Source organism: Pseudomonas sp. NPDC089534 (assembly GCF_044749305.1).
Lineage (GTDB): Bacteria > Pseudomonadota > Gammaproteobacteria > Pseudomonadales > Pseudomonadaceae > Aquipseudomonas > Aquipseudomonas ekonensis.
The window spans coordinates 5137-29262 of sequence record NZ_JBIVHR010000017.1; the positions used below are offsets into that span (position 1 = coordinate 5137).

Here is a 24126-nt window from a genome sequence, read left to right on the forward strand (position 1 = left end):
CTGGCGATGGCGGTGGGTCAGGCGGCAGAGAGGCTGGCAGTGCCGGCCCCATCGCTTGCAGGCAAGCTCCTACAGTTTTTTGTGGTGTGCCTGGATTTTACGGGCGCCGGGGATACCTGTGGGAGCTGGCTTGCCAGCGATAGCGGTGGGTCAGGCAACAGAGATGTCAGCTGAACTGGCCTCTTCGCTTGCAGGCAAGCTTGCGCAGGGTTTGGCGGTGCTTCTCAGCCCTGCGGCAACAGCTGCACCCCCAGGTACAGCGCCAGCATCCCGTCCAGCCGCAGCGGATCCACCCCGCTCAGTTCGGCGATCCGCTCCATGCGGTAACGCAGGCTGTTGCGGTGGATGCCCAGCGCGTCGGCGCAGGCCTGGCTCTGGCCGTCGTGCTCGCACCAGCTGCGCAGCGTCGCCAGCAACTGGCCGTTGCTGTCCTTGGCGATCACCTTGCGCAGCGGCTTGAGCAGTTCATCGAGGGCGTCGTCGTTGCGGTGCCGCCAGAGCATCACCGGCAGGCGGTAGCGGTCGAGCTTGAGCAGCCGCGAATTGGGCAGCACCTCGCGGCCATACGCCAGCAGGTCGCCGACCCGCCGGTAGCAGCGGCGCAGCCCAGCCAGCCCGTCGGCCTGCCCGCCCACGGCGATGCGCAGGATGTTCCAGCCCTGCCCGTCGAGCTTTTCCAGCAAGCGGTCATGCTCCAGCGCCTGCCCGGCCGGACGGCACCACAGCAGCGACGACTTGGCCGAACTCACGCACCAGCTGTCCGGGTAGCGCGACATCAGCCAGCCACCGAGGGCCTCCACCGTTTGCCCCGCGCCCTGCTCCAGGCCCAGCTCGAACAGGTACGGCACCCGCGTCAACTGCGGCTTGAGCCCCAGCTGCTGCGCTTCGTCCACCAGCCGCGGCGAATCCCCCGCCTCGCTCAGCAGCAGCGCCAGCAGGTCATCGCAGCGCTGGCGCCGCCACTGCTGCTCGGCCTGCTGGTTGCGCTGGCCCACCAGCATTTCGGCGGTCATGCGCACCAGTTCGGCGTAGGTGCGCAGTGGCTCCGGCTCGCCGGTGATGCCGAGCACGCCGATCAGCCGGCCGTCGAGCATCAACGGCAGGTTGATGCCAGGCTGCACGCCCTTGAGGTGCACGGCGGTCTGGGCGTCGATCTCCACCACCCGGCCGTTGGCCAGCACCAGTTGCGCGCCCTCGTGGCGGGTGTTGATGCGCTCCGGCTCGCCGCTGCCCAGGATCAGCCCCTGGCTGTCCATGACATTGACGTTGTAGGGCAGAATGGCCATGGCCCGGTCGACGATGTCCTGCGCGAGGTCGTGATCGAGTTCGAACATAGTGGGCAGAATCCTTGAAAACGGGCGCGGACGGTTGTTCACCCGCACAGGGTCCGGCGACAAACCCTGTGCTCAGGCACAAAGACAATCCGGCCAAAGGTGGCCGAGACTCTCAGGGCGATCAACGTTACCCTTGCATCGCAAAAAATCATAATAAAGAGAGAGTCGCCATGTCACAGAGCGCCGCAGCTGTCCAGGCCATCGCTGACGACAAAAATGCCGTCTACAAACGCATCACCCTGCGTTTGATCCCCTTCATCTTCATCTGCTACCTGTTCAACTACCTCGACCGGGTGAACGTCGGCTTCGCCAAGCTGCAGATGCTCGACGCGCTGAAGTTCAGCGAAACCGTCTACGGCCTCGGCGCCGGGATCTTCTTCATCGGCTACGTGCTGTGCGGCGTGCCGAGCAACCTGGCCCTGACCAGGTTCGGCCCGCGGCGCTGGATCGCCCTGATGATGATCACCTGGGGCACGCTGTCGACCTGCCTTCTGTTCGTCACCACCCCGACCCAGTTCTACACCCTGCGCCTGTTCACCGGCGCCGCCGAAGCCGGGTTCTTCCCCGGCGTGGTGCTGTACCTCTCGCAGTGGTTCCCGACGTTCCGCCGCGGGCGGATCATGGCGTTGTTCATGTCGGCGATCCCGGTCTCGGGCCTGCTCGGCAGCCCGTTCTCCGGCTGGATCCTCAACCACTTCGCCGCAGGCCAGGGCGGCCTGGCCGGCTGGCAGTGGATGTTCCTGCTGCAAGGCATCCCGACGGTGGTGCTGGGCGTGCTCGCCTATTTCCTGCTCAGCGACAGCTTCGCCAACGCCAAGTGGCTGAGCCCGCAAGAGCGCAGGGTGCTGGAGGCCGACCAGGCCGAAGACCTGGCGAACAAGCCGAAGACCGCTTCCGATTCGCTGGTCGCGGTGTTCAAGAACCCGGCGATCTGGGCGTTCGGCCTGATCTACTTCTGCATCCAGAGCGGCGTGTACGCGATCAACTTCTGGCTGCCGTCGATCATCAAGAACCTGGGCTTCAGCGACAACCTGGTGATCGGCTGGCTGAGCGCGATCCCGTACCTGCTGGCGGCACTGTTCATGCTGATGGTCGGCCGCTCGGCGGACCTGCGCAAAGAGCGCCGCTGGCACCTGGTGGTGCCGATGCTGATGGGCGCCGCCGGCCTGCTGATCGCGGTGAACTTCGCCGCCAACCCGGCCATCGCCATCCTCGGCCTGACCCTCGCCACCATGGGCGCCCTCACCGGCCTGCCGATGTTCTGGCCGGTGCCGACGGCGATGCTCAGCGCCGGCGCGGCGGCAGGCGGCCTGGCTTTGATCAACTCCATGGGCCAGATGGCCGGTTTCCTGAGCCCGTACCTGGTGGGCTGGGTCAAGGACAGCACCGGCTCGACCGATGCGGCGCTGTACCTGCTGGCGGGCGTTATCGTCGGCGGCAGCCTGTTGGCGCTGCGCATGACGCGCACGTTGCGGGCATAGTCGTGGCGAGGGAGCTTGCTCCCGCTCGGCTGCGAAGCAGACGCATTGCAGCCCGACGCAAGCAAGTTCCCTCACCACAGCGCTTTCATAGCGTCGCCGCGTTCGCGTCGAGCTCGATCACCAGCCCGCCGGGCATCTGCACAAAGATCTGCCAGATCCCGTCCTCCGGCACCTGCGCCACCTGATACGGCCGACCACTGGCCTGCACCCGCTTGAGCACGAGCGCCGCGTCATCATCGGTGCGAAAGGCGATGTGGCTCAGCGCCGTTTCCTCCAGCGAAGGCTGCTCGATCACATGCACCACCGCCTGGGCGTCCTGGTACAGCCAGCGGCCGGGAAACGGAAACGGCGGCCGCCGTCCCGGCTTGAGCCCCAGCAATCCATCGAAAGCGTCCTGCACCGCTTGCCCGTCCGGCGTGCTGAACGCCAGGTGGTCGAAATGCCAGGTCATAACAGCCCGCCTCCATCGACGTCGATGATGCTGCCGCTGATGAAGCCGTTTTCCATCGCCAGCATGAAGGCGGCGGCCAAGTCTTGCGGCGTACCGATACGGCCCACCGGCAACGCCGCCGAAGTACGGGCGAACATCGCCGCACGCTGGCTGTCGTCCATGCCGGCGTAGGCTTCGGTCTCGGTCACGCCGGGGCTGACCACATTGACCCGGCGCGGCGCCAGCTCCTTGGCCAACTGTTTGGCCAGCGCCTCAAGCGCTGCGTTCAGGGTGGTCTTGATGAACTGCCCGGCCACGAACTTGCGCGACAGCAGACCGGACGTCAGGGTGATGCTGCCCCGCTCGCTCAGGTACGGCAGCGCCTGCCGGATCGAGCGCACCGCGCCCCAGAACTTCACGTCGAACGCCTGTTGCGCGTGCAGCAGGTCACTGTCGGCCAGGGGCTTGGCGCTGACGTTCGGGCCTGCGGTGATCACCAGGTGATCGAAAGCGCCGATGCGTTCGAACAACTGGCGCAACGACGCGTCATCGGTGATGTCGGCCGACGCCTGACGGATGTCGCCGGCGCCGCCGGCATCGCTCCGTCGGCCGACCGCGTAGACACGGGCGCCGCGCGCGGCAGCGCCAGAAGCGACGGCGGCGCCGATGCCGCTGCTGCCGCCGATGACGACGACGGTCTGACCGCGCAAGGAAGATTCGAGTGGTTTCATGACAGTGGCTCCGCTGGGCTTTAGGAGATTCCATCTTCTCCGGTTGCCAATCGAAGAAAAATCCCGGTAAATCGGAAGGATCTTTAAAGGATTTTTACCAATGAGCTCGATACTCGATCTGGAGATCTTCGTCCGCACCGCCGACTCCGGCAGCATCTCCGCCGCCGCCCGGACGCTGGAACTCACGCCGGCAGCGGCCAGCATCGCGCTGAAGCGTCTGGAGACGCGCCTGGGCATCCGCCTGTTCGCCCGCTCCACCCGCAGCATGCGCCTGACCGAAGAAGGCCGGCGTTACCTCGACAGCGTGCGCCTGGCCCTGGCCACGCTGGCCGAGGGCGAACTGGCGCTCAAGCAACAGGCCGAAGGCTTGAGCGGCGTCCTGCAACTGGCGGCGCCGTCGGACTTCGGGCGCAACGTACTGCTGCCGTGGCTGGACGATTTCAAGCGCGAGCACCCGCACATCCAGTTGCAGCTGCTGCTCAACGACCGCCACGCGGACCTGTTCCGCGAGACGGTCGACGTGGCGCTGCGCTTCGGCGTGCCCGGCGATTCGACGCTGGTGGCGCTGCCGATCCTGCCCGACCACCGTCGCGTGGCCTGCGCCAGTCCCGCCTATGTGGCCCGCCACGGATCGCCGCAGCACCCCGGCGAACTGGGCGGACATAGCGCCCTGATCTACCTGCGCAACGGCCGGCCGTACAACGTCTGGCGCTTCAGTCGCGGCGACGAGACCCTGGAGGTCGAAGTGCAAGGCGACTACCTCAGCGACGACGGCGAAGTCGCCCGCCGCTGGGCGCTCGCCGGGCACGGCATCGCCTACAAGGCCTGGCTGGATGTGGCCGAAGACGTGCGCGCCGGACGGCTGGTGACGCTGTTCGATGACTGGCAAGGCGAAAGCGTGCCGTTCAACCTGCTGTGCCCGCACCGGGTGCAGGTGTCGGAGCGGGTCAAGGTGCTGCAGGCGTTCCTGCGCGAGCGCTGTGGAACGTTGAGCCGATAATTCACTTTGCCGCTCCGGACGCTTCTGGTATTTGATGGAGGCTTTCCCTCCGGCAAAAGGAATTCGGCATGAGCTTTCGCACTTTGGGGCACTCGGGTCTGCAGGTGTCCACCCTCACCCTCGGCACCATGATGTTCGGCGAGCAGACCGACGCGGACGAGTCGCTGCGCATCATCGACAAGGCCTGGGATCAGGGCATCAACTTCATCGACACCGCCGACGTCTACACCAACGGCCGCTCGGAAGAGATCGTCGGCGAGGCCATCGCCCGCCACCGCCACGAATGGGTGCTGGCGACCAAGGTCGGCTTCGGTCCGGCAGACGGCGTGCCGAACCGCAGCGGCTTGAGCCGCAAGCACCTGTTCAATGGCCTGGAGGCCAGCCTGACCCGGCTCGGCACCGACTACCTCGACATCTATTACCTGCACCGCGAAGACCACAACACGCCGCTGGAAGTCACGGTTTCGGCCATCGGTGACCTGATCCGCCAAGGCAAGATCCGTTATTGGGGCCTGTCGAACTACCGGGGCTGGCGGATCGCCGAAGTGGTGCGCATCGCCGACAAGCTCGGCGTCGACCGCCCGGTGATCAGCCAGCCGCTGTACAACATCGTCAACCGCCAGGCCGAGACCGAGCAGATCACCGCCGCCCAGACCTACGGACTGGGCGTGGTGCCCTACAGCCCGCTGGCCCGTGGCGTGCTCAGCGGCAAGTACGCGCCGGACGTCAAACCCGACGCCGACAGCCGCGCCGGCCGCCAGGACAAGCGCATCCTGGAAACCGAATGGCGGGTGGAATCGTTGCGCATCGCCCAGCAGATCCAGCAGTACACCCAAGACCGCGGGGTGGGCATCGTCGAGTTCGCCATCGCCTGGGTGCTGAACAACAGCGCCGTGACCTCGGCCATCGTCGGGCCGCGCACCGAAGCGCAATGGGACGCCTACACCAAAGCCCAGGCGGTGAAGATCACGGCCGAGGACGAGGCGTTCATCGATTCGCTGGTCACGCCGGGGCATGCCTCGACGCCGGGGTTCAACGATGTGAGCCATTTCGTGTCGGGGCGCCGGCCGCGTTCGGCCTGAGGACTGTTCTGCCTCAACTGACGCCATCGCCAGCAGGCTGGCTCCCACAGGGATTCGGGTTGAATGCCGGGTCTGCGGTCAACTGGAAACAAGGCGTGAGCCAGCCCGCTGGCGATGGCGTCAGTGAGGCCGCCGCAGGGCAGGATCAAGGCAATCACGCCCCCGGTTTTTGTGCTTATCTTCACGATGTGGGAAATATTGAGCACTCGGCCAATATTCAGCACAAAAACCACGTATCCTGCGCGCCCCGTTTGACCTGCAACCCGCGAGGACAGTTTGGCTAAAGGTATCGCTCTCTCGGTGACGGCTTCGACGCTGTTTGCCGTCATGTATTTCTACACCTCGTTGCTCAGCCCGCTGAGCGGCGTGGAAATCTACGGTTGGCGGATGCTGCTGACCGTGCCCTGCATGACCTTGTTCATGCTGCTGTCCGGCGAATGGCGCCGGGTGGCGGAACTGCTGCGCCGGTTGGCCGGGCAGCCGAAGCTGATCGGCGGCCTGGTGCTGTCGTCCGCCCTGCTCGGCGTGCAGTTGTGGCTGTTCATGTGGGCGCCGCTCAACGGCTACAGCCTCGATGTGTCGCTGGGCTACTTCCTGCTGCCGCTGGCCATGGTGCTGACCGGCCGGATCGCCTACGGCGAGAGCCTGTCGTACCTGCAGAAGGTCGCCGTGTTCTTCGCCAGCCTGGGCGTGCTCAACGAGCTGTATCAGGTGGGCGGCTTCTCCTGGGCGACGCTGGTGGTGGTCGTGGGCTATCCGCTGTACTTCGTGCTGCGCAAACGCCTGAAAACGGACAACCTCGGCGGCTTGTGGGTCGACATGACCCTGATGCTGCCCGTGGCCTACTGGTTCGTGCGGGGCGGCGAGCAAGGCTTCGGCGTGTTCGACCAATACCCGGCCCTGGCCTGGCTGATTCCCCTGCTCGGCCTGATCAGCGCCTCGGCGCTGGTGGTGTACATCATCGCCAGCCGTCTGCTGCCGTTCAGCCTGTTCGGCCTGCTCAGCTACGTGGAACCGGTGCTGCTGCTCGGCGTGGCGCTGCTGCTGGGCGAAAGCATCAAGTCCGGCGAATGGCTGACCTACATCCCGATCTGGATGGCGGTGATGGTGCTGGTGTTCGAAGGCTTCAAGCACCTGATGCGCCAACGCCGCCCGTAAGCCCCGCTCCCACAGAGGGGCATGTGTGAAGGCATGAAAAAGCCCGGCCTGCAGAATTGCAGGCCGGGCTTTTTTTGCATCGGTCGAACCTTACTCGGTGGTCAGCACGCCACGACGCACCTGGTCACGCTCGATCGACTCGAACAGCGCCTTGAAGTTGCCCTCGCCGAAGCCATCGTCGCCCTTGCGCTGGATGAATTCGAAGAACACCGGGCCCATCAGGGTTTCCGAGAAGATCTGCAGCAGCAGGCGCTTGTCGTTCGGCTCCGACGAACCGTCGAGCAGGATGCCCCGTGCCTGCAGCTGATCGACCGGTTCGCCGTGGTTCGGCAGGCGGCCTTCGAGCATTTCGTAGTAGGTGTCCGGCGGCGCGGTCATGAAGCGCATGCCGATCTTCTTCAGCGCGTCCCAGGTCTTGACCAGGTCGTCGGTGAGGAACGCCACGTGCTGGATGCCCTCGCCGTTGAACTGCATCAGGAACTCTTCGATCTGGCCGGCGCCCTTGGACGACTCTTCGTTGAGCGGGATGCGGATCATGCCGTCCGGGGCGGTCATCGCCTTGGAGGTCAGGCCGGTGTATTCGCCCTTGATGTCGAAGTAGCGGATCTCGCGGAAGTTGAACAGCTTCTCGTAGAAGTTCGCCCAGTAGGCCATGCGGCCGCGGTACACGTTGTGGGTCAGGTGGTCGATGATCTTCAGGCCCGCGCCTTTCGGATGACGGTCGACGCCTTCGAGGAACACGAAGTCGATGTCGTAGATCGAGCTGCCTTCGCCGAAACGGTCGATCAAGTACAGCGGCGCGCCGCCGATGCCTTTGATCGCCGGCAGGTTCAGCTCCATCGGGCCGGTCTCGATGTGGATCGGCTGGGCGCCGAGCTCCAGTGCGCGGTTGTAGGCCTTCTGCGAATCCTTGACCCGGAACGCCATGCCGCACACCGAGGGACCGTGCTCGGCGGCAAAGTACGAGGCGACGCTGTGGGGTTCGTTGTTGAGGATCAGGTTGATCGCGCCCTGACGGTACAGGTGCACGTTCTTGGAGCGGTGGGTCGCGACCTTGGTGAAGCCCATGATCTCGAAGATCGGCTCCAGGACGCCGGGCGTCGGCGACGCGAACTCGATGAATTCAAAGCCCATCAGGCCCATTGGGTTTTCGTACAGATCTGCCATGGTTGGCGCCTCATCATTCTTATCAATTAACCAGAGTTAGTTGCCAGTAATGCTGAGACCGCGGGGCGGCGCACAGGAGATGCCACGCACACTGCGGGCGAGGAAGTCACCGTAGATCAGTTGTAACCCGAATATCTTCATTGTCGACCCAAGGCTCTTGCGGGCGAGGCTTCTGCTGCCAGAAGACGATTATTATTGTATGCGTAACCGGATTCTACACAGCGTAAAACGGATTGTCTGCCCTCTCTATAAAATCCGCCTTTTGCGCGCCGATGCAAAGGGTTTGTTGCACAGGTAGATCCCCGCCAGAACCATCGCGCCCCCCGCGCACATCGCCGGCGTCAGCCGCTCGCCGAGCAGCAGCGCGCCGAAGATCACCGCCGTCAGGGGGTTGAGGGCAATGAACACGCCGGAGCGCGTCGCGCCGATCTTGCGGAGGCCGTCGTAGTAACCGATGTAGGCCAGCGCCGAGCCGAACACGCCCAGGTAGATCAGGCTTCCCCATTGCGCTGCGCCGAGACTTGCCAATGCCGCCCAGTCCACTTCCCCGCGCATGGCGGCCAACGTCCATAGCATCGACGTGCCGAGCAGGATGGAGAACGTCACGGTCTGCACCGGGCCGAGGCTCTGGTTGAGGCTGCGGGCGCACAGCGAGTACACGCCCCAGCCCAGGACGCAGCCGAGGATCAGCAGATCGCCGATCCAGGCATCCGGCGAGGCGGCCAGCCACTGCGGGTTGCGGCTGACGATCACCGTCCCTGCCCCGCCGATGCAGATCGCGATGCCGAGGACCTTCATCCGGCCCAGCCGCTCCTTGAACAACAGCCAGGACGCCAGGCCGATCACCGCCGGGTTGAGCGACACGATCAACGAGGCCCGCGACGCGTTGATGTATTGCAGGCCGTAAAAGAAACACAGGTTGTAAAGGAAGATCCCGAAGAACCCCAGCACCGCCAGGTGCAGCCACTGCCGGCGGGTTGGCCGGGCCAACGGAATCCGCGCCAGCCGCAAAAAAACCAGCAACGCCACGCTGGCCAGCAGGAACCTGAGGCTGGCGGCAAACATCGGGCTCAGGCCACCGGCCAGAAACCGGCCGGCCACCCAGGTGCCACCCCACACCATGCTGACCAGCGCCAGGTTCACATACACCGGCATGTCCGATGCCGCCGGACGGGTTTGCTCATAAAGGGTCATAAGACTCCAACCGATAAGGTGAACGGATGCCGTATCATTTGATTGATTGTTCATCATCGTAAAATGAGTAAAAGCTCATGACCCTGACTCAACTGGAAATCTTCTCGCGGGTGGCCGAATTGCGCGGTTTCACCCTCGCGGCCAACCGCCTGGGCATCTCGCAATCGGCGGTGTCCCATGCCATGAAGTCGCTGGAGCAGGAACTGGGCGTTGAACTGCTGCGCCGGCACACCTCGCAAGTGGAACTGAGCGATATCGGCGAGCAACTGTTGCTGCGCGCTCGGGCCATGCTCGGGCTGGCCGACACGCTGCGTCAGGAGGCGGCCGATGCACGTGGGATGAAACGGGGCACGTTGCGCATCGGCTCGTTCGGCCCGACCTCTTCGATCACGTTGCTGCCCAGGATCCTGGAGGCGTATCGCCAGGCCCATCCGGGCATTGAAGTGCATGTCGACGAAGGGCCGGACCGGCAAGTGATCCAGTGGCTGGAGGAGCGGCGGATCGACATCGGCTTCGTGGTACTGCCGCAAGAGCGCTTCGACACGTTCGCCCTGACCGAAGACCAGATGGTCGCCCTGCTCCCGCTCGACCATCCGCTGACGGCACGAAGCGAGTTGAGCCTGCAGGACCTGTGCGATGACCCGTTCGTGCTCACCGAGGCCGGCTCTTCGGAGCTAGTCTCCCGCCTGTTCAGCGGGGCGCGCCTGAGCCCCAACATTCGCTATCGCTGCTCGCAACTGCTGAGCACGCTCGACGTGGTCGGCCGCGGGGACGCGATCAGCGTCGTGGCCGAGGCCTCGTTGCCGAAAGCCTCCGGCGCCGGCTACGCGACACGGCCGCTGTCGCCCCCCGTGCGGCGGCACGTGGGCTTGGCCGTACTCGACCGGCGCCAGGCGTCGCCCGCCACCCTCGCGTTCATTGAGCTGGCGACACGGCAGAGCCGCCGTTGAACGGCGCAGGCGCCGCCGGCCATCTATCATGGGCGTTGACGACACTCTTTTCGGAAGACGCCTTGCATTCAAGCGCCGCTCCCCACCGCGACAGGATGCGCCAATGCCCCTGACCGTCAGACCCCGCCGCAACCGCAGCACCCGGATCATCGTGACCCTGCTCTGCGGCCTGCTGCCGATCCTGTCGGGCACCGCCATTCTTTACCTGCAGGCCGAGCGCACGCTGGAGCAGAGCGCGGAGCAGACCGCCGACGAAGCCCTGCGTCAGTTCGAACTGATGCTCGACAACACCGCCCAGGCCGCCCGTGAGTTGCTGCCGCTGGCCGGCCAGCCCTGCGACACGGCGCAGTTGGCCTTGCGCGAACAGGTCACCCGCCGCCCCTTCGTGCGCTCGACCAATCTGGTGTGGGACAACAACCTCTATTGCAGCTCGCTGTTCGGCCACTTCAAGGAAGCCGTCAACCCCGGCGACTACACCCAGGGCAAGCTGTGGCTCATGAACGGCAACCCGGTGACGCCCAACACAGCGCTGCTGGTGTACCGGCTGAGCGATGGCCAAGGCGGTGCGCTGACAACGCTGGACGGCTATCACCTGAGCAACATCCTGCGCCTGATCGGACGGCAGACCCTGCTGGTGCTGCAAGTGGGCAACAATTGGCTGTCCGCCGACGGCAAAGTGCACCTGGGCGCCCTCCCCGTCCTGCCGGTGGCGCAAAGCACGCAGAATTCATCGCACTATGCCTTCACCGTGTCGGCAGGCTTTCCCGAAGGCGAAACCTGGCGTTACATGATTGACGAGTACCCGCCGCTGTTCAGCCTGCTGATGTTTTTCGGCGCGGTGTCCGGGGCCATCGGTTACATCGTGCAGAAGCGCTCCACTTCGCCCAGCCATGAAATGCTTCGCGCCCTGGAGGCCGGAGAGTTCATCCCCTACTTCCAACCGGTCGTCCACGGCGACACCAAGCAATGGTCGGGCACTGAAGTGCTGATGCGCTGGAACCACCCCAAGGAGGGCCTGGTCCGCCCGGACCTGTTCATTCCCTTTGCCGAGCACTCCGGCCTGATCGTGCCGATGACCCGCTCGCTGATGCAGCAGACCGCGGCCTTGCTGGGGCCGATCTCGCCTTCGTTCGCCAGCCCTTTTCACATCGGCATCAACATCAGCGCCCGTCACTGCCAGGATCTGGAGCTGGTGCAGGACTGCCGCGAGTTCCTCGCCGCATTCGAACCGGGCAGCATCCATCTGGTGCTGGAACTCACCGAACGCGAGCTGATCGAGCCCACCGACATCACCCATCGCCTCTTCGCCGAACTGCGCGAGGCGGGCGTGAAGATCGCCATCGACGACTTCGGCACCGGCCACTCGAGCCTGACTTACCTGCGCACGTTCAACGTCGACTTCCTGAAGATCGACCAGAGCTTCGTCGCCATGATCGGCCTGGACGCGTTGTCCCGGCACATCCTGGACAGCATCATCGAACTGTGCGCCAAGCTGGATCTGGGCATCGTCGCCGAAGGCGTGGAAACAGAGGCGCAAAGCCAATACCTGACGTTACATCACGTCAACTTCCTGCAAGGTTACCTGTTCGGAAAACCTCTGCCGGCGGCGGATTTCATTAACGCGTTAACTCACCGTTAATTAAGCGCACTAACCCAGCCGACGGCGACTTGCCGCACCAATTTGATACAAAACGGCACGAAGGTTACATGAAGAAAAAGTCAGGATTTACTCTTGAGGCATTAACAACTACAATTTTTCTTACCTGTTGCAAGATGGACAGGTGAGCCAAATTATCACCGAGTCGCTTCAAGGCTGACGTCTTACGGCTTTGTTTGCGGTTGGTATCAGCCAAACACACTATTGGAGTAACGATATTGTCCAGACTCGCTGAATTTCGTGCAGCTGAAAAAGCCCTTCAGGAGCAGCTCAAACAGCTGGAATCGCTGAAGAACGATGCCGGGCTCAAAAAAGAAATCGAATTCGAAGAGAAGCTCCAGGGCTTGATGAAGACCTACGGCAAAAACCTGAAGGACATCATCGCCATCCTCGATCCGAGCTCGGCAAAATCCGGCCTGCAAGCGCCGGCAGCGCCAAAGACCCGCCGCGCCCGCGTGGTCAAGGTCTATCAGAACCCGCACACCGGCGAACTGATCGAGACCAAGGGCGGCAACCACCGCGGCCTGAAAGCCTGGAAAGAACAATACGGTGCAGCCACCGTCGATTCGTGGTTGCGCGGCTGATTCTTGCGCCAACAGAAAAAGCCCTGCCGATGCAGGGCTTTTTTTATGGACAATATTTAACAAATGCAACGAATGCCGTTTGAAAAGTTGATCGGGCACCCTGGCGGCAGCAGCGAAAGAATTGCATCAGGAGATTGCCGGGGCATTCACCGACTATCTTTATGCTTAATCCTTTCGGGCACCTGAAACGATGCAGACCGATGGGTCAGGATTAAAGTTTCAAGCCGTTACGTACTGCCGCTACTTCATCCGCACTCTGCTTGAAGACTTCCGCCTGTCCGGCATACGAAAGTACATAGGCGTTCTGCGCATCGACCGCCGCCACCAATGTTTGCGACAACACATGCCTGCCGTTTTCGGTGACCGTGCAGGTGGTCTCAAGTGCGGACAGCGAACCCAGCACCGACGGATGAACCCTGGTGCAAACGCTCTGGTAACCGCCCTGGAAAAAGTCCTTCTGCACGGACTTGCGCATCTCCAGCAACACCCCCTGAAGATTGACCTGATGGCCGCTTTCCACGTGGGTCATGGTCAATTCCATCACCATCACCTGATTGCCCTCTGCGTCGGTCTTCACCGCACGCTGACGCGAGACCTGCGGCGAAGTTTCAGGCAACGCCTCAACCTGCCAACCGGCCGGCCAGGCAATCTCCGGTGCCTGGGCGAACGCTGCGGCCGCACTCAGCGACAAGCCAAGGAAAACGAACAACGATGTGAACGGACGGATCATCGCAAAGGGCACCGGCAGACGTAGCCGACCAGTCTGAGCCCCGCCCGCCCGCAGGGCAAGCCTGCACGTGAGGTTTGGCGATGTCCCGAGGCATGCGTATCATTGCCCCATTCACTCGCCCCACTCATCACGGAGGGCCCATGAGCCTGCACGAACTGAACACTTTCCCCGGCGTCACCGCCACCCCGGACAGCGCAACCCGCAACTTCGTCTTCAACCACACCATGCTGCGCGTAAAAGACATCACCCGGTCGCTGGACTTCTACACCCGCGTGCTCGGCTTCTCGCTGGTGGAAAAGCGCGACTTCCCGGAAGCCGAATTCAGCCTGTACTTCCTGGCGCTGGTCGACAAGGCGCAGATCCCGGCGGACGCGGCAGCCCGCACCGAGTGGATGAAGTCGATTCCCGGCATCCTGGAGCTGACCCATAACCACGGCACGGAAAACGACGCGGACTTCGCCTACCACAACGGCAACACCGACCCGCGCGGTTTCGGCCACATCTGCATCTCGGTGCCGGACATCGTCGCCGCCTGCGAGCGTTTCGAGGAACTGGGCTGCGACTTCCAGAAGCGCCTGACCGACGGCCGCATGAAGAGCCTGGCGTTCATCAAGGATCCGGACGGCTACTGGGTCGAAATCATCCAGCCGGCACCGCTGTAAGAAACACCCGAAAACGACAAACCCCATGAGCGATCATGGGGTTTGTCGTTTCAGGCTCAAGGCTTATGCCGGGGCCGACGTGCGGATCAGGTGATCGAACGCGCTCAGGGAGGCCTTGGCGCCCTCGCCCACCGCAATCACGATCTGCTTGTACGGCACGGTGGTCACATCGCCGGCGGCGAAGATACCGTGGACCGACGTTTCACCCCGGTTATCGACGATGATCTCGCCGCGCGGCGACAGCTCGATGGTGCCCTTGAGCCAGTCGGTGTTGGGCAGCAGACCGATCTGCACGAAGATCCCTTCCAGTTCGACACTGCGCAGTTCGTCCGACTGACGATCCTTGTAGCGCAAGCCGTTGACCTTCTGACCGTCACCGGTGACCTCAGTGGTTTGCGCGCTGGTGATCACGGTCACGTTCGGCAGGCTGTGCAGCTTGCGCTGCAGCACCGCGTCGGCCCGCAACTGCACGTCGAACTCCAGCAGGGTCACGTGGGCCACGATGCCGGCCAGGTCGATGGCCGCTTCCACGCCGGAGTTGCCGCCTCCGATCACCGCCACGCGCTTGCCCTTGAACAACGGGCCGTCGCAGTGCGGGCAGTACGCCACGCCTTTGTTGCGGTATTCCTGCTCGCCCGGCACGTTCATTTCCCTCCAGCGCGCACCGGTGGCCAGGATCACGCTCTTGGCCTTGAGGCTTGCGCCGCTGGCGAAACGGACTTCATGCAGCTCGCCGTTCTTGCCCGGGATCAGCTTGTCGGCGCGTTGCAGGTTCATGATGTCCACGTCGTATTGCTTGACGTGTTCCTCCAGCGCAACCGCCAGTTTCGGGCCTTCGGTCTCCTGTACGGAAATGAAGTTCTCGATGGCCATGGTGTCCAGCACCTGACCGCCGAAGCGCTCGGCCGCCACACCGGTGCGGATGCCTTTGCGGGCTGCGTAGATGGCCGCCGAAGCACCGGCCGGGCCACCGCCGACCACCAATACGTCAAAGGCTTCCTTGGCGCTGATTTTCTCGGCCTGACGCTCGATGGCGCCGGTGTCGAGTTTGGCGAGGATTTCCTCAAGGCCCATGCGGCCCTGACCGAAGTTCTCACCGTTCAGGTAAATGCTCGGCACGGCCATGATCTTGCGATCGCTGACTTCGTCCTGGAACAGCGCGCCGTCGATGGCGACGTGGCGGATGTTCGGGTTCAGCACCGCCATCAGGTTCAGTGCCTGGACGACGTCCGGGCAGTTCTGGCACGACAGCGAGAAGTACGTTTCGAAGTTGAATTCGCCTTTGAGCGAGCGGATCTGCTCGATTACTTCGGCACTGGCTTTCGATGGGTGGCCGCCGACCTGCAGCAGGGCCAGCACCAGCGAGGTGAATTCGTGGCCCATCGGAATGCCGGCGAAACGCAGACTGATGTCGGCACCTGGGCGGTTGATCGAGAACGACGGCTTGCGGGCATCGTTACCGTTGTCGATCAGGGTGATTTGGCTCGAAAGACTGGCAACGTCTTTCAGCAGTTCAAGCATTTCACGGGATTTCGCACCGTCGTCGAGGGAAGCAACGATCTCGATCGGCTGGGTGACCCGTTCCAGGTACGATTTCAACTGGGATTTAAGATTGGCGTCCAACATACGGGCGATCTCCTGACTTTGTTTGAGGCGAAAAAAAGCCCGAGCGGATCTCGCCCGGGCTTTTCTGTTGGGCGGTGCAGCTTACTTAAGTAGGTGCGGAGTTCCGCCCTGCGTTGCGTGTCACAGACTTAGATCTTGCCGACCAGGTCCAGGGACGGAGCCAGAGTGGCCTCGCCTTCTTTCCACTTGGCTGGGCAGACTTCGCCTGGGTGGGCAGCGACGTACTGAGCGGCCTTGATCTTGCGCAGCAGCTCGGAAGCGTCACGGCCGACGCCGCCGTCGTTCAGTTCAACGATCTTGATCTGGCCTTCTGGGTTGATCACGAAGGTGCCGCGATCCGCCAGGCCGGCTTCTTCGATCAGCACGTCGAAGTTGCGGGAGATGACGTGGGTCGGGTCGCCGATCATGGTGTATTCGATTTTGCCGATGGCTGGCGAAGTGTTGTGCCAGGCAGCGTGGGCGAAATGGGTGTCGGTGGAAACGCTGTAGATCTCTACGCCCAGCTTCTGGAAGGCAGCGTAGTTGTCGGCCAGGTCTTCCAGCTCGGTCGGGCAAACGAAGGTGAAGTCGGCTGGGTAGAAGAACACGACCGACCATTTGCCTTTCAGGTCAGCGTCCGAGACTTGAACGAAGTCGCCGTTTTTGAACGCGGTAGCTTTGAACGGTTTTACTTGGCTGTTGATGATAGGCATTGATGACTCTCCGTCAGGGGTTGTGAAGTTGATGGGTGAATCCTACCCACACGCTCGACGGATGGCTCATTGGCAAACCTGATGCTGCTGATTTGTTTTCGCTATTAGCTGACTGTATTAATAGAAGAAAACGATATCTAGGGCGTAGTCGGCTTGTCCGTAATCCGGGCCATCCCTTGAAAGGGGCTGGCTTCAACATAGCGCATGGCGGACTTCATATCCTTCCAGCCCACGTAACTCATCAAGGACTTGAGATCCCAGCCGCTCTGGTTGGCCCAGGTCGCAAAACCGCGGCGCAGCGAATGGGTGGTGTAATGCGCGGCATCGAGGCCGGAGCGCTTGAGCGCCTGCCGGAGCAACGGAATCACGCTGTTGGCGTGCAGCCCCTCCTCGCTCAGATGACCCCAGCGGTCTACGCCGCGAAACACCGGACCGCGCACCAGCGCAGCTTCGGTGATCCATTCGATGTACGCCTGCACCGGGCACAACTTGAGCAGCGCCGGCGCCTGGAAGGTCTTGCCCAGGTTCTCCCGGTCGCCCTTGCTGCGCGGCAGGTACACGGTGATGCCCTTGCCGGCAAGGGCCTGCACGTGCTCGATCTCCAGGCGGCATAGCTCGTCGCTGCGAAAGCCGCGCCAGAACCCGAGCAGGATCAGCGCCCGGTCACGGCATGCCTTGAGCAGTTGCGGCCGGTTCTGCCGCTCTCTGGCGTCCTTGATCTCCCTGTCCAGCCAGGCCACGGCCTGCTCAAGCTGCTGCAGCTGCAGGGGTTCGGCCTGCTTCTCCTGGGCCGGATGCAGGGCGCGGATGCCTTTGAGCGTCTTGCGCACGTCCGGCGCCTTGGTCGGATCGGCGAATCCCTGACTGCTGTGCCATTGCGCCAGCGCCGAGAGCCGCAGCTTCAGCGTGTTGATCGACAACACACCGGCATGCGCCACGAGATAGCGCGCAACGCTCTCCGCCGTCGCCGGCAGGAAGCCGCCCCAGGTCACTTCGAAATGGGCAATGGCCGCCTGGTAGCTGCGGCGGGTGTTGTCACGGGTGGCGGCTTGCAGGTAGCGATCCAGATCGCTCATGGGTGGGGTTCTCACGGGGGTGTACTGACGGGCTTGGCACAAAGCGGGATTCGGCGCTTCACGCGGGATAATACGAGTATATCCCGCCCCTTGAGAATCAAACATTTAAGATTTTTATTGGTGTGGTACACTGCCATTTTTGTGGCATGTACCACAGTACGTAAAGGCAGGTTCATTCATGGCCCGTGGCGGCATCAACAAGGCATTGGTTAAAGCGGCGCGGCAGGCGATTCTGGCCCGCGGAGAACACCCGAGCATCGATGCAGTACGCATCGAAATGGGCAATACCGGCTCAAAAACCACGATCCATCGTTATCTGAAGGAGCTGGATGACGGCCGGGAACCGGTCGAAGTGCCATCGGAACCCATCGACGACGAACTGACCGCACTCGTTGCGCGACTGGCGCAACGCCTGAAAGAACAGGCGCAGGAACCGATCGAACAGGCCCGCGAGGCATTCGAAGAACAGCGCCAGGCGCTGGAGACCGAGCTGAATCAGACGCGCCAGGCGCTCACCCAGCTGGAGCAGCAACACGAAATCCAGAGTGCCGCACTCTCCCGCGAATCCGAAGCGCTGACCGACACCCGGTCGATGCTTCAGACGGAACAGACCCGCAATGCCGGCCTGAACCAGGCGCTGGCGGATTTTGAGTTGCGCCTGAAGGACAAGGACGAGCAGATCCGTTCGCTGGAAGAGAAGCACCTGCACGCCCGCGATGCGCTTGAGCACTACCGCAACGCCATCAAGGAACAGCGCGAACAGGAGCAGAGCCGCCACGAAGGGCAAGTGCAGCAGTTGCAGATGGAATTGCGCCAAGCCCAGCAAAGCGCGCTGGTGCGCCAGGACGAAATCACCCAACTGCACCGCGACAACGAACGCCTGCTGACCGAAAACCGCGGATCGGTGCGCGAGCTCGGCCTGCTGCAGGATCAGCTCAAGCACAGCAATCAGCGCCAGGACCAATTGTTCGAGCAGGCCACCCGCGCCGACAGCGAACGCACTCTCCTCCAGGAACGCCTGCGCGTCGCGACCCTCGAAAGCCAGACGCTCAAGCAAAGCCTCGACGAACAGGCGCAACTCAATCTGGGACTGGAAAAGGAACTGACCAAGGCACAGGCCAGCCTGGAGGACAGCTTGCGTCTGGCCGCCACCGTGGCGGCAGCGGCAGACGCAGCCAAACCGAAAGGCGCTTAAGCGCCGACCGGCGAACGCATGGTGACAAACTCTTCGGCCGCCGTCGGGTGAACCCCGATGGTGTCGTCGAAGTCGCGCTTGGTGGCGCCGGCCTTCAGGGCGATGGCCAGTCCCTGAACGATCTCGCCGGCGTCCGGCCCGACCATATGGCACCCCAGCACCTTGTCGGTCTTGCCGTCGACCACCAGCTTCATCAGCGTGCGCTCCTGGCAGTCGGTCAGGGTCAGCTTCATCGGGCGGAAGCGGCTTTCGAAGATCACCACGTCATGCCCCGCAGCCCTCGCCTCCTCTTCCGTCAGGCCGACGGTGCCGATGTTCGGCAGGCTGAACACCGCCGTCGGGATCATCTTGTAATCCACCGGACGGTATTGCTCAGGCTTGAACAGACGCCGCGCCACCGCCATGCCCTCGGCCAACGCCACAGGCGTCAGTTGCACCCGGCCGATCACGTCGCCCAGGGCGAGAATCGATGGCTCGCTGGTCTGGAACAGCTCATCGACCTTGACGAAGCCCTTGCCATCCAGCGTGACGCCGGTGTTTTCCAGCCCCAGGTTGTCCAGCATCGGACGCCGCCCTGTTGCGTAGAACACGCAATCGGCCTCCAGGACGCGGCCATCCTTGAGGGTCGCCTTCAGGCTGCCGTCGGACTGCTTTTCGATCCGCTCGATGTCGGCATTGAACTGCAGATCCATCCCGCGCTTGGTCAACTCTTCCTGCAAGTGCTTGCGCACCGAACCGTCGAAACCGCGCAGGAACAGGTCGCCGCGGTACAGCAACGTCGTGTCCGCACCGAGACCGTGGAAAATGCCGGCGAACTCGACCGCGATGTAGCCACCGCCCACCACCAGCACCCGCTTCGGCAGTGCCTTGAGGAAGAAGGCCTCGTTGGAGCTGATCGCATGCTCGCGCCCCGGAATCTCCGGAACCTGCGGCCAGCCGCCGGTGGCGATGAGGATGTGCTTCGCCGTGAAGCGTTCACCGTTGACCTCGACCTGATGCGGATCGACGATCTTCGCGTGACCTTCATGCAAGGTCACGCCGCTGTTGACCAGCAAATTGCGGTAAATGCCGTTCAGGCGATTGATCTCACGGTCCTTGTTGGCGATCAGCGTCGCCCAATCAAAGTCGGCCTCGCCCAGATTCCAGCCGAACCCGGCCGACTGCTCGAAGTCTTCGGCGAAATGCGCGCCATAGACCAGCAGCTTTTTCGGCACGCAGCCGACGTTGACGCAGGTGCCGCCCAGGTAGCGGCTCTCGGCCACCGCGACTTTCGCGCCGAACCCCGCCGCAAAGCGCGCAGCCCGCACACCGCCGGAACCGGCGCCGATCACATAAAGGTCAAAATCGTAGGCCATATCTCTCTCCTTGACAGCTCACCAGCATACCCGCAGCCGTTCATTGGGCAAGCGCTGCCATCCAAATGGGGCCGAAAAATGAAAAAACCACCCGAAGGTGGTTTTTCCGTGCTGACGCAGCGGTCGCTTATCAGTAAGCCTTGCCGGTCTTGTAGAAGTTCTCGAAGCAGAAGTTGGTCGCCTCGATGTAGCCTTCGGCGCCGCCGCAGTCGAAACGCTTGCCCTTGAACTTGTAGGCCATGACGCAGCCGTTCTGGGCCTGTTTCATCAGGGCGTCGGTGATCTGGATCTCGCCGCCCTTGCCTGGCTCGGTCTGCTCGATCAGGTCGAAGATGTCCGGGGTCAGGATGTAGCGACCGATGATCGCCAGGTTCGACGGCGCATCTTCCGGCTTCGGCTTTTCAACCATGCTGTGCACGCGATAGATGTCGTCGCGGATCATCTCACCGGCGATCACGCCGTACTTGTTGGTTTCCTGAGGATCGACCTCTTGAATCGCAACGATGGAGCAGCGGAACTGCTTGTACAGCTTGACCATCTGGGTCAGCACGCCGTCGTCTTCGAGGTTGACGCACAGGTCGTCCGCCAGCACCACGGCGAACGGCTCGTCGCCGATCAGCGGACGGCCGGTGAGGATCGCGTGACCCAGGCCTTTCATCTCGGTCTGACGGGTGTACGAGAAAGAGCACTCGTCCAGCAGGCGGCGGATGCCGACCAGGTATTTTTCCTTGTCGGTGCCTTTGATCTGGTTTTCCAGCTCGTAGCTGATGTCGAAGTGGTCTTCCAGGGCGCGCTTGCCGCGACCGGTGACGATGGAGATTTCAGTCAGGCCGGCTTCCAGGGCCTCTTCGACGCCGTACTGGATCAGTGGCTTGTTTACCACCGGCAGCATTTCCTTGGGCATGGCTTTAGTCGCTGGCAGGAAGCGAGTACCGTAACCGGCTGCTGGGAACAAGCATTTCTTGATCATATAAGTCCTTGAAAGGGCTGTGTGTACGAGTTTCGGCGCAGTCTAATCAGGCGGCGTGCACCTTACAATGCCCCGCACTGGCTAACCGATGCCAACATAGAGAAATATTCCGGCCGTTAGTTCCATAGCCGCTTCGAGACCGCGCAGACAGCGTAGCTCAAATATCCCGACGCACCGCCCCGGCCCTCGCATTTGCCGTTATCATGGCGCCTTTGAACCAGCCGACGAGGCAGATAGATGGCCGCAGCAAAGAACATCAACGGGTACTTGGTCAGCAAGGCGAAAGACGGCCAGTGGTGGATCAGCAACGCCAAGGGCGAGCAGGTCGTCGGGCCGCTGCCCACCGAAGCGATGGCGGTCGAAGTGGCCTCGGTGTTTGAAGACACCCCGCCAGGCCCAAAACGTCGCGGCGACGATCAGGACTGATCGGCGTCAAAGCCGCCAAGCCCTGCCGATGCGCAGGGCTTTTTTGTGTCGCACCACCGGGAAATGGCCAATCGCTATAACCTTTCCACGCCCGCGCTGTCAGAGCGTCTGGCCCCCTTTCCCTTCGAGGATGAAACTGTCATGACCGCCCTCTTCAGAACAGTGCCGCTGCTGGCAACATTGATCCTGGCCGGCTGCGCCTCGTCGCAGCCCGCTTACCTGGACGACGGCGAACAGGCCCTGAGCATCGACTGCTCCGGCGAGGCCAACTCCTGGGCCAGTTGCTACGAGAAGGCCGATGACTCCTGCGCCGGCACCGGTTACCGCATCGTCGGCACCGACGGCACACCGTCCGCGCAAGACAGCGACAAGACGCTGGGACTCGATGTCGGCAACTACAAGAGCCGAAGCGTCGTGGTGGTCTGCAAGTAAGCCTACAGGTGGATTTCGGCGAACTTGATCCCCAGCCCGCGCACGACGTCGATCAGGTCGTCGAGCCGGCTGAAGGATTCGACCTCATCGTTGCCGTCCACCAGAAAATAGCTGCGCCCGCCGCTCTTCTTGAAAAACACAATCCATTCCCCCAGGTTCGCCGGGTTCTGGATCACATGGGTGGCAGAGATCAGGCCCTCTGCATGCCGTTCCCGCACTTGCTCTCGCTTCATGCCTCACTCCAGAAATGACAAAGCCGCCAAAGGTGACTTTGACGGCTCCGATGCCGACTGCCGGCAGTCTATCAGCCCGAGATGCAGGCGTTGGCGGCATTGCGCACATCCCGGGGACGCACCGGGACATTGGACATGCGCTCATGCAGCTTGATGCTGCTGCCGCCGGAGCGCTCGTCGATGTCGAACACAGCCGCAGGGCCTGAGGACAACTTGCCGGGAACGATCACCCGCACGCCGTCCTTATGGGGTTCGACCTGCAAGGCGCCGCGGCTGTCCGCCAGCTTTTCCGACAGGCATTGAGCGTACTCTTGGGGCTTCTTGCCGGAAATCACGTTCATGGTCGGCAGCGTTGCGTCGATCTCCGAAACGCTCGCGCAACCGCTCATTGCCAATATCGCCGGCAACCAAACCACACCCCACTTCATACAAAACCTCCAATAAAGCCCCTCCGACAGCGTGAACGCCATTTTTCTCCGGGGCCTGTTGCGTTTATCGCGCATTGCATCGCGAAAATCCGTTTTAAATTGTCAAAGCAGCGCCCGACGGCGGGATAATAACCCGTGCGGGCTGATAAACTGCGCCCACAGCCCATGCTATCGTTTTGATTTAGCAGAAAAAGCCCTTCTGGAGGCGCCCATGAAATTCATTCACCAGCGCGAGCACCTCAACGAAGACGACATCGTCGTCATCCAGTGTTCGCAGACCTGCAACATCCGCCTGATGAACGACGCCAACTTCCGCAGCTTCAAGAACGGCGGCCGTCACACCTATCACGGCGGCGCCTTCGACAAGTTTCCGGCACGCATCACCGCGCCAAGCACCGGTTTCTGGAACATCACCATCGACACCGTCAGCCGCCGGGCGATCAGCGTGACGCGCAAGCCGAACCTGACCCATTCGATCAAGATCATCCGCCGCTCCAGCTCCAAGCTCAGCTGAGCCGCCCTCTCATACGCAGACAGGTAAAGACTCCCGTGGCCCAAACGACCAAATACGTCATCAAGTACAAGCTCAACGGCGAACGTCGCTTCGAGTTCGCGCAACTCGAAAAAGGCACGCAGGATGAAGCGAAGGCAGCGCTGGAGGCCCTGCACGGGCAAAGCGGCGACGTGATCAGCGACGTCAGCGTCAGCAAGGCGCTGTAAGGCGCGGGCGGACATTCGACCGCAAGCAGCGGAGTGCCGCGAGACGGGCATCCGCCCAGACTGACCGCTTCGATCTGCGTCAAGGAGCCGGAATGTCGAATTCGCCCACCCCTTCCCCGCTGGATTCGCTCGACTGGTTCGAGCTGGAGCGGCAGCTGGATCAAGACGGCTGCGCCATCATCCGCAACCTGTTGCGCCCGGAAACCTGCGACCGCCTGAGTGCGCTCTACCCGCAATCCGAACCGTTCCGCTCGCAGGTCATCATGGCGCGCCACGGTTTCGGCCGCGGCGAATACAAATACTTCGGCTACCCGCTGCCACCATTGGTCGAACGCCTGCGAAGCGCGCTCTATCCGCGCCTCGTGCCGTTGGCCAACCGCTGGTACGAGCGGATGGGACTGGAGGAACGCTTCCCCGGCGATCATGCGCAGTTCCTGGAACGCTGCCATGCCGCCGGACAATGCCGTCCTACACCGCTCTTGCTGCAATACGGCCCGCAGGACTACAACTGCCTGCACCAGGATCTGTACGGCGAGCATGTGTTTCCGTTGCAGGTGGCGATTCTTCTGTCGGAGCCGGGGCAGGACTTCACCGGCGGCGAATTCGTTCTCACCGAACAGCGCCCGCGCATGCAGTCCCGCCCGCAGGTCATGGACCTTAAGCAAGGCGACGCCCTGATCTTCGCCGTCAACCAGAGACCGGTCAAAGGCGTGCGCGGCGACTATCGGGTGACCTTGCGTCACGGCGTCAGTCGCCTGCACAGCGGCAAACGGCATACTCTTGGAATCATCTTTCACGACGCGACATGACGGC

The 24126-nt window shown here is 62.7% G+C and carries 27 protein-coding genes; 14 read left to right on the forward strand and 13 right to left on the reverse strand.

Going from position 1 to position 24126, the window contains the following annotated elements; all coding sequences use genetic code 11:
• Positions 1 to 224 precede the first annotated feature (224 nt).
• On the reverse strand, positions 225 to 1334 hold the full coding sequence (locus ACIP0B_RS07310; protein WP_400830848.1) for a sugar diacid recognition domain-containing protein: 1110 nt from the start codon (positions 1332 to 1334) through the stop codon (positions 225 to 227).
• Between the two features lie 170 nt (positions 1335 to 1504).
• Between ACIP0B_RS07310 and ACIP0B_RS07315 the strand changes: the two genes are divergently transcribed.
• Positions 1505 to 2815, forward strand: coding sequence for an MFS transporter (locus tag ACIP0B_RS07315; protein WP_400830849.1), 1311 nt, complete (start codon positions 1505 to 1507; stop codon positions 2813 to 2815).
• Positions 2816 to 2900: 85 nt separating this feature from the next.
• Here the strand turns inward: ACIP0B_RS07315 and ACIP0B_RS07320 are convergent, their stop codons facing one another.
• Entirely contained in the window at positions 2901 to 3266 is a 366-nt protein-coding gene (locus ACIP0B_RS07320; protein WP_400830851.1) for a hypothetical protein, read from the reverse strand.
• Entirely contained in the window at positions 3263 to 3976 is a 714-nt protein-coding gene (locus ACIP0B_RS07325) for an SDR family oxidoreductase (protein ID WP_400830852.1), read from the reverse strand. The genes ACIP0B_RS07320 and ACIP0B_RS07325 overlap by 4 nt, the downstream gene beginning before the upstream one ends.
• 100 nt (positions 3977 to 4076) lie before the next feature.
• Here ACIP0B_RS07325 and ACIP0B_RS07330 point away from each other — a divergent pair, with 100 nt between their 5' ends.
• From ACIP0B_RS07330 to rarD, 3 genes are all read left to right on the forward strand, one after another.
• On the forward strand, positions 4077 to 4976 hold the full coding sequence (locus tag ACIP0B_RS07330) for a LysR family transcriptional regulator (RefSeq protein ID WP_400830853.1): 900 nt from the start codon (positions 4077 to 4079) through the stop codon (positions 4974 to 4976).
• A gap of 68 nt (positions 4977 to 5044) precedes the next feature.
• Positions 5045 to 6058 (forward strand): aldo/keto reductase, encoded by a 1014-nt coding sequence (locus tag ACIP0B_RS07335; protein WP_400830855.1) that lies wholly within the window; start codon positions 5045 to 5047, stop codon positions 6056 to 6058.
• A gap of 276 nt (positions 6059 to 6334) precedes the next feature.
• Positions 6335 to 7216, forward strand: a complete 882-nt coding sequence (rarD, locus tag ACIP0B_RS07340; RefSeq protein WP_400830856.1) for an EamA family transporter RarD — start codon at positions 6335 to 6337, stop codon at positions 7214 to 7216.
• 90 nt (positions 7217 to 7306) lie between these two features.
• Here rarD and hppD read toward each other — a convergent pair whose 3' ends face one another.
• Both hppD and ACIP0B_RS07350 read right to left on the reverse strand, forming a co-directional pair.
• The gene (gene hppD, locus ACIP0B_RS07345) at positions 7307 to 8383 is read right to left on the reverse strand and encodes a 4-hydroxyphenylpyruvate dioxygenase (protein WP_400830857.1); all 1077 of its coding nucleotides are present in this window, start codon (positions 8381 to 8383) and stop codon (positions 7307 to 7309) included.
• Between the two features lie 246 nt (positions 8384 to 8629).
• Complete coding sequence (locus tag ACIP0B_RS07350; protein WP_400830859.1) at positions 8630 to 9577, reverse strand: DMT family transporter; 948 nt, start codon at positions 9575 to 9577, stop codon at positions 8630 to 8632.
• Positions 9578 to 9654: 77 nt separating this feature from the next.
• On the opposite strand from ACIP0B_RS07350, the gene ACIP0B_RS07355 reads away from it, so the two are divergent.
• The 3 genes from ACIP0B_RS07355 to ACIP0B_RS07365 all read left to right on the forward strand — a co-directional run bounded on the left by ACIP0B_RS07355 (position 9655) and on the right by ACIP0B_RS07365 (position 12768).
• Positions 9655 to 10527 (forward strand): LysR family transcriptional regulator, encoded by an 873-nt coding sequence (locus ACIP0B_RS07355; RefSeq protein ID WP_400830860.1) that lies wholly within the window; start codon positions 9655 to 9657, stop codon positions 10525 to 10527.
• Positions 10528 to 10630: 103 nt separating this feature from the next.
• The gene (locus ACIP0B_RS07360; protein WP_400830862.1) at positions 10631 to 12166 is read left to right on the forward strand and encodes an EAL domain-containing protein; all 1536 of its coding nucleotides are present in this window, start codon (positions 10631 to 10633) and stop codon (positions 12164 to 12166) included.
• Positions 12167 to 12402: 236 nt separating this feature from the next.
• Positions 12403 to 12768: a histone-like nucleoid-structuring protein, MvaT/MvaU family gene (locus ACIP0B_RS07365; protein WP_400830968.1), complete on the forward strand. Its 366-nt coding sequence runs from the start codon at positions 12403 to 12405 to the stop codon at positions 12766 to 12768.
• Positions 12769 to 12979: 211 nt separating this feature from the next.
• Here ACIP0B_RS07365 and ACIP0B_RS07370 read toward each other — a convergent pair whose 3' ends face one another.
• Complete coding sequence (locus ACIP0B_RS07370) at positions 12980 to 13498, reverse strand: DUF4946 domain-containing protein (protein ID WP_400830863.1); 519 nt, start codon at positions 13496 to 13498, stop codon at positions 12980 to 12982.
• A gap of 140 nt (positions 13499 to 13638) precedes the next feature.
• Between ACIP0B_RS07370 and gloA the strand changes: the two genes are divergently transcribed.
• Entirely contained in the window at positions 13639 to 14160 is a 522-nt protein-coding gene (gene gloA / locus ACIP0B_RS07375; RefSeq protein ID WP_085583898.1) for a lactoylglutathione lyase, read from the forward strand.
• Positions 14161 to 14223: 63 nt separating this feature from the next.
• On the opposite strand, the gene ahpF is transcribed toward gloA, so the two are convergent.
• The 3 genes from ahpF to ACIP0B_RS07390 form a co-directional block, all read right to left on the reverse strand.
• Positions 14224 to 15786 (reverse strand): alkyl hydroperoxide reductase subunit F, encoded by a 1563-nt coding sequence (gene ahpF / locus ACIP0B_RS07380; RefSeq protein ID WP_400830864.1) that lies wholly within the window; start codon positions 15784 to 15786, stop codon positions 14224 to 14226.
• A gap of 128 nt (positions 15787 to 15914) precedes the next feature.
• On the reverse strand, positions 15915 to 16478 hold the full coding sequence (ahpC, locus tag ACIP0B_RS07385; RefSeq protein WP_003224621.1) for an alkyl hydroperoxide reductase subunit C: 564 nt from the start codon (positions 16476 to 16478) through the stop codon (positions 15915 to 15917).
• A 137-nt stretch (positions 16479 to 16615) separates the two neighbouring features.
• Complete coding sequence (locus ACIP0B_RS07390) at positions 16616 to 17554, reverse strand: site-specific integrase (RefSeq protein ID WP_400830865.1); 939 nt, start codon at positions 17552 to 17554, stop codon at positions 16616 to 16618.
• 178 nt (positions 17555 to 17732) lie between these two features.
• On the opposite strand from ACIP0B_RS07390, the gene ACIP0B_RS07395 reads away from it, so the two are divergent.
• Positions 17733 to 18749 carry a DNA-binding protein gene (locus tag ACIP0B_RS07395; protein WP_400830867.1) on the forward strand — a complete coding sequence of 339 codons (1017 nt, stop codon included), beginning with the start codon at positions 17733 to 17735 and terminating at the stop codon, positions 18747 to 18749.
• Here the strand turns inward: ACIP0B_RS07395 and gorA are convergent.
• Together gorA and galU are read right to left on the reverse strand one after the other, a co-directional pair.
• Positions 18746 to 20104, reverse strand: a complete 1359-nt coding sequence (gorA, locus tag ACIP0B_RS07400; protein ID WP_400830868.1) for a glutathione-disulfide reductase — start codon at positions 20102 to 20104, stop codon at positions 18746 to 18748. The two genes, ACIP0B_RS07395 and gorA, sit on opposite strands and share 4 nt — an antisense overlap.
• Positions 20105 to 20234: 130 nt before the next feature.
• On the reverse strand, positions 20235 to 21074 hold the full coding sequence (gene galU, locus ACIP0B_RS07405; protein WP_085583911.1) for a UTP--glucose-1-phosphate uridylyltransferase GalU: 840 nt from the start codon (positions 21072 to 21074) through the stop codon (positions 20235 to 20237).
• Between the two features lie 237 nt (positions 21075 to 21311).
• On the opposite strand from galU, the gene ACIP0B_RS07410 reads away from it, so the two are divergent.
• Together ACIP0B_RS07410 and ACIP0B_RS07415 are read left to right on the forward strand one after the other, a co-directional pair.
• Positions 21312 to 21500 (forward strand): hypothetical protein, encoded by a 189-nt coding sequence (locus ACIP0B_RS07410; protein WP_400830870.1) that lies wholly within the window; start codon positions 21312 to 21314, stop codon positions 21498 to 21500.
• A gap of 141 nt (positions 21501 to 21641) precedes the next feature.
• Positions 21642 to 21932, forward strand: coding sequence for a hypothetical protein (locus ACIP0B_RS07415; RefSeq protein ID WP_400830871.1), 291 nt, complete (start codon positions 21642 to 21644; stop codon positions 21930 to 21932).
• A gap of 2 nt (positions 21933 to 21934) precedes the next feature.
• On the opposite strand, the gene ACIP0B_RS07420 is transcribed toward ACIP0B_RS07415, so the two are convergent.
• Complete coding sequence (locus tag ACIP0B_RS07420; RefSeq protein WP_400830872.1) at positions 21935 to 22165, reverse strand: hypothetical protein; 231 nt, start codon at positions 22163 to 22165, stop codon at positions 21935 to 21937.
• A gap of 71 nt (positions 22166 to 22236) precedes the next feature.
• Complete coding sequence (locus ACIP0B_RS07425) at positions 22237 to 22593, reverse strand: hypothetical protein (RefSeq protein ID WP_400830970.1); 357 nt, start codon at positions 22591 to 22593, stop codon at positions 22237 to 22239.
• A 211-nt stretch (positions 22594 to 22804) separates the two neighbouring features.
• Between ACIP0B_RS07425 and ACIP0B_RS07430 the strand changes: the two genes are divergently transcribed.
• The 3 genes from ACIP0B_RS07430 to ACIP0B_RS07440 all read left to right on the forward strand — a co-directional run bounded on the left by ACIP0B_RS07430 (position 22805) and on the right by ACIP0B_RS07440 (position 24122).
• Positions 22805 to 23107: a DUF1883 domain-containing protein gene (locus ACIP0B_RS07430; protein WP_065260500.1), complete on the forward strand. Its 303-nt coding sequence runs from the start codon at positions 22805 to 22807 to the stop codon at positions 23105 to 23107.
• 35 nt (positions 23108 to 23142) lie between these two features.
• Positions 23143 to 23313 (forward strand): hypothetical protein, encoded by a 171-nt coding sequence (locus ACIP0B_RS07435; protein WP_400830873.1) that lies wholly within the window; start codon positions 23143 to 23145, stop codon positions 23311 to 23313.
• A gap of 92 nt (positions 23314 to 23405) precedes the next feature.
• Positions 23406 to 24122, forward strand: a complete 717-nt coding sequence (locus ACIP0B_RS07440; protein WP_400830874.1) for a 2OG-Fe(II) oxygenase — start codon at positions 23406 to 23408, stop codon at positions 24120 to 24122.
• The last annotated feature ends 4 nt before the right edge of the window (positions 24123 to 24126 follow it).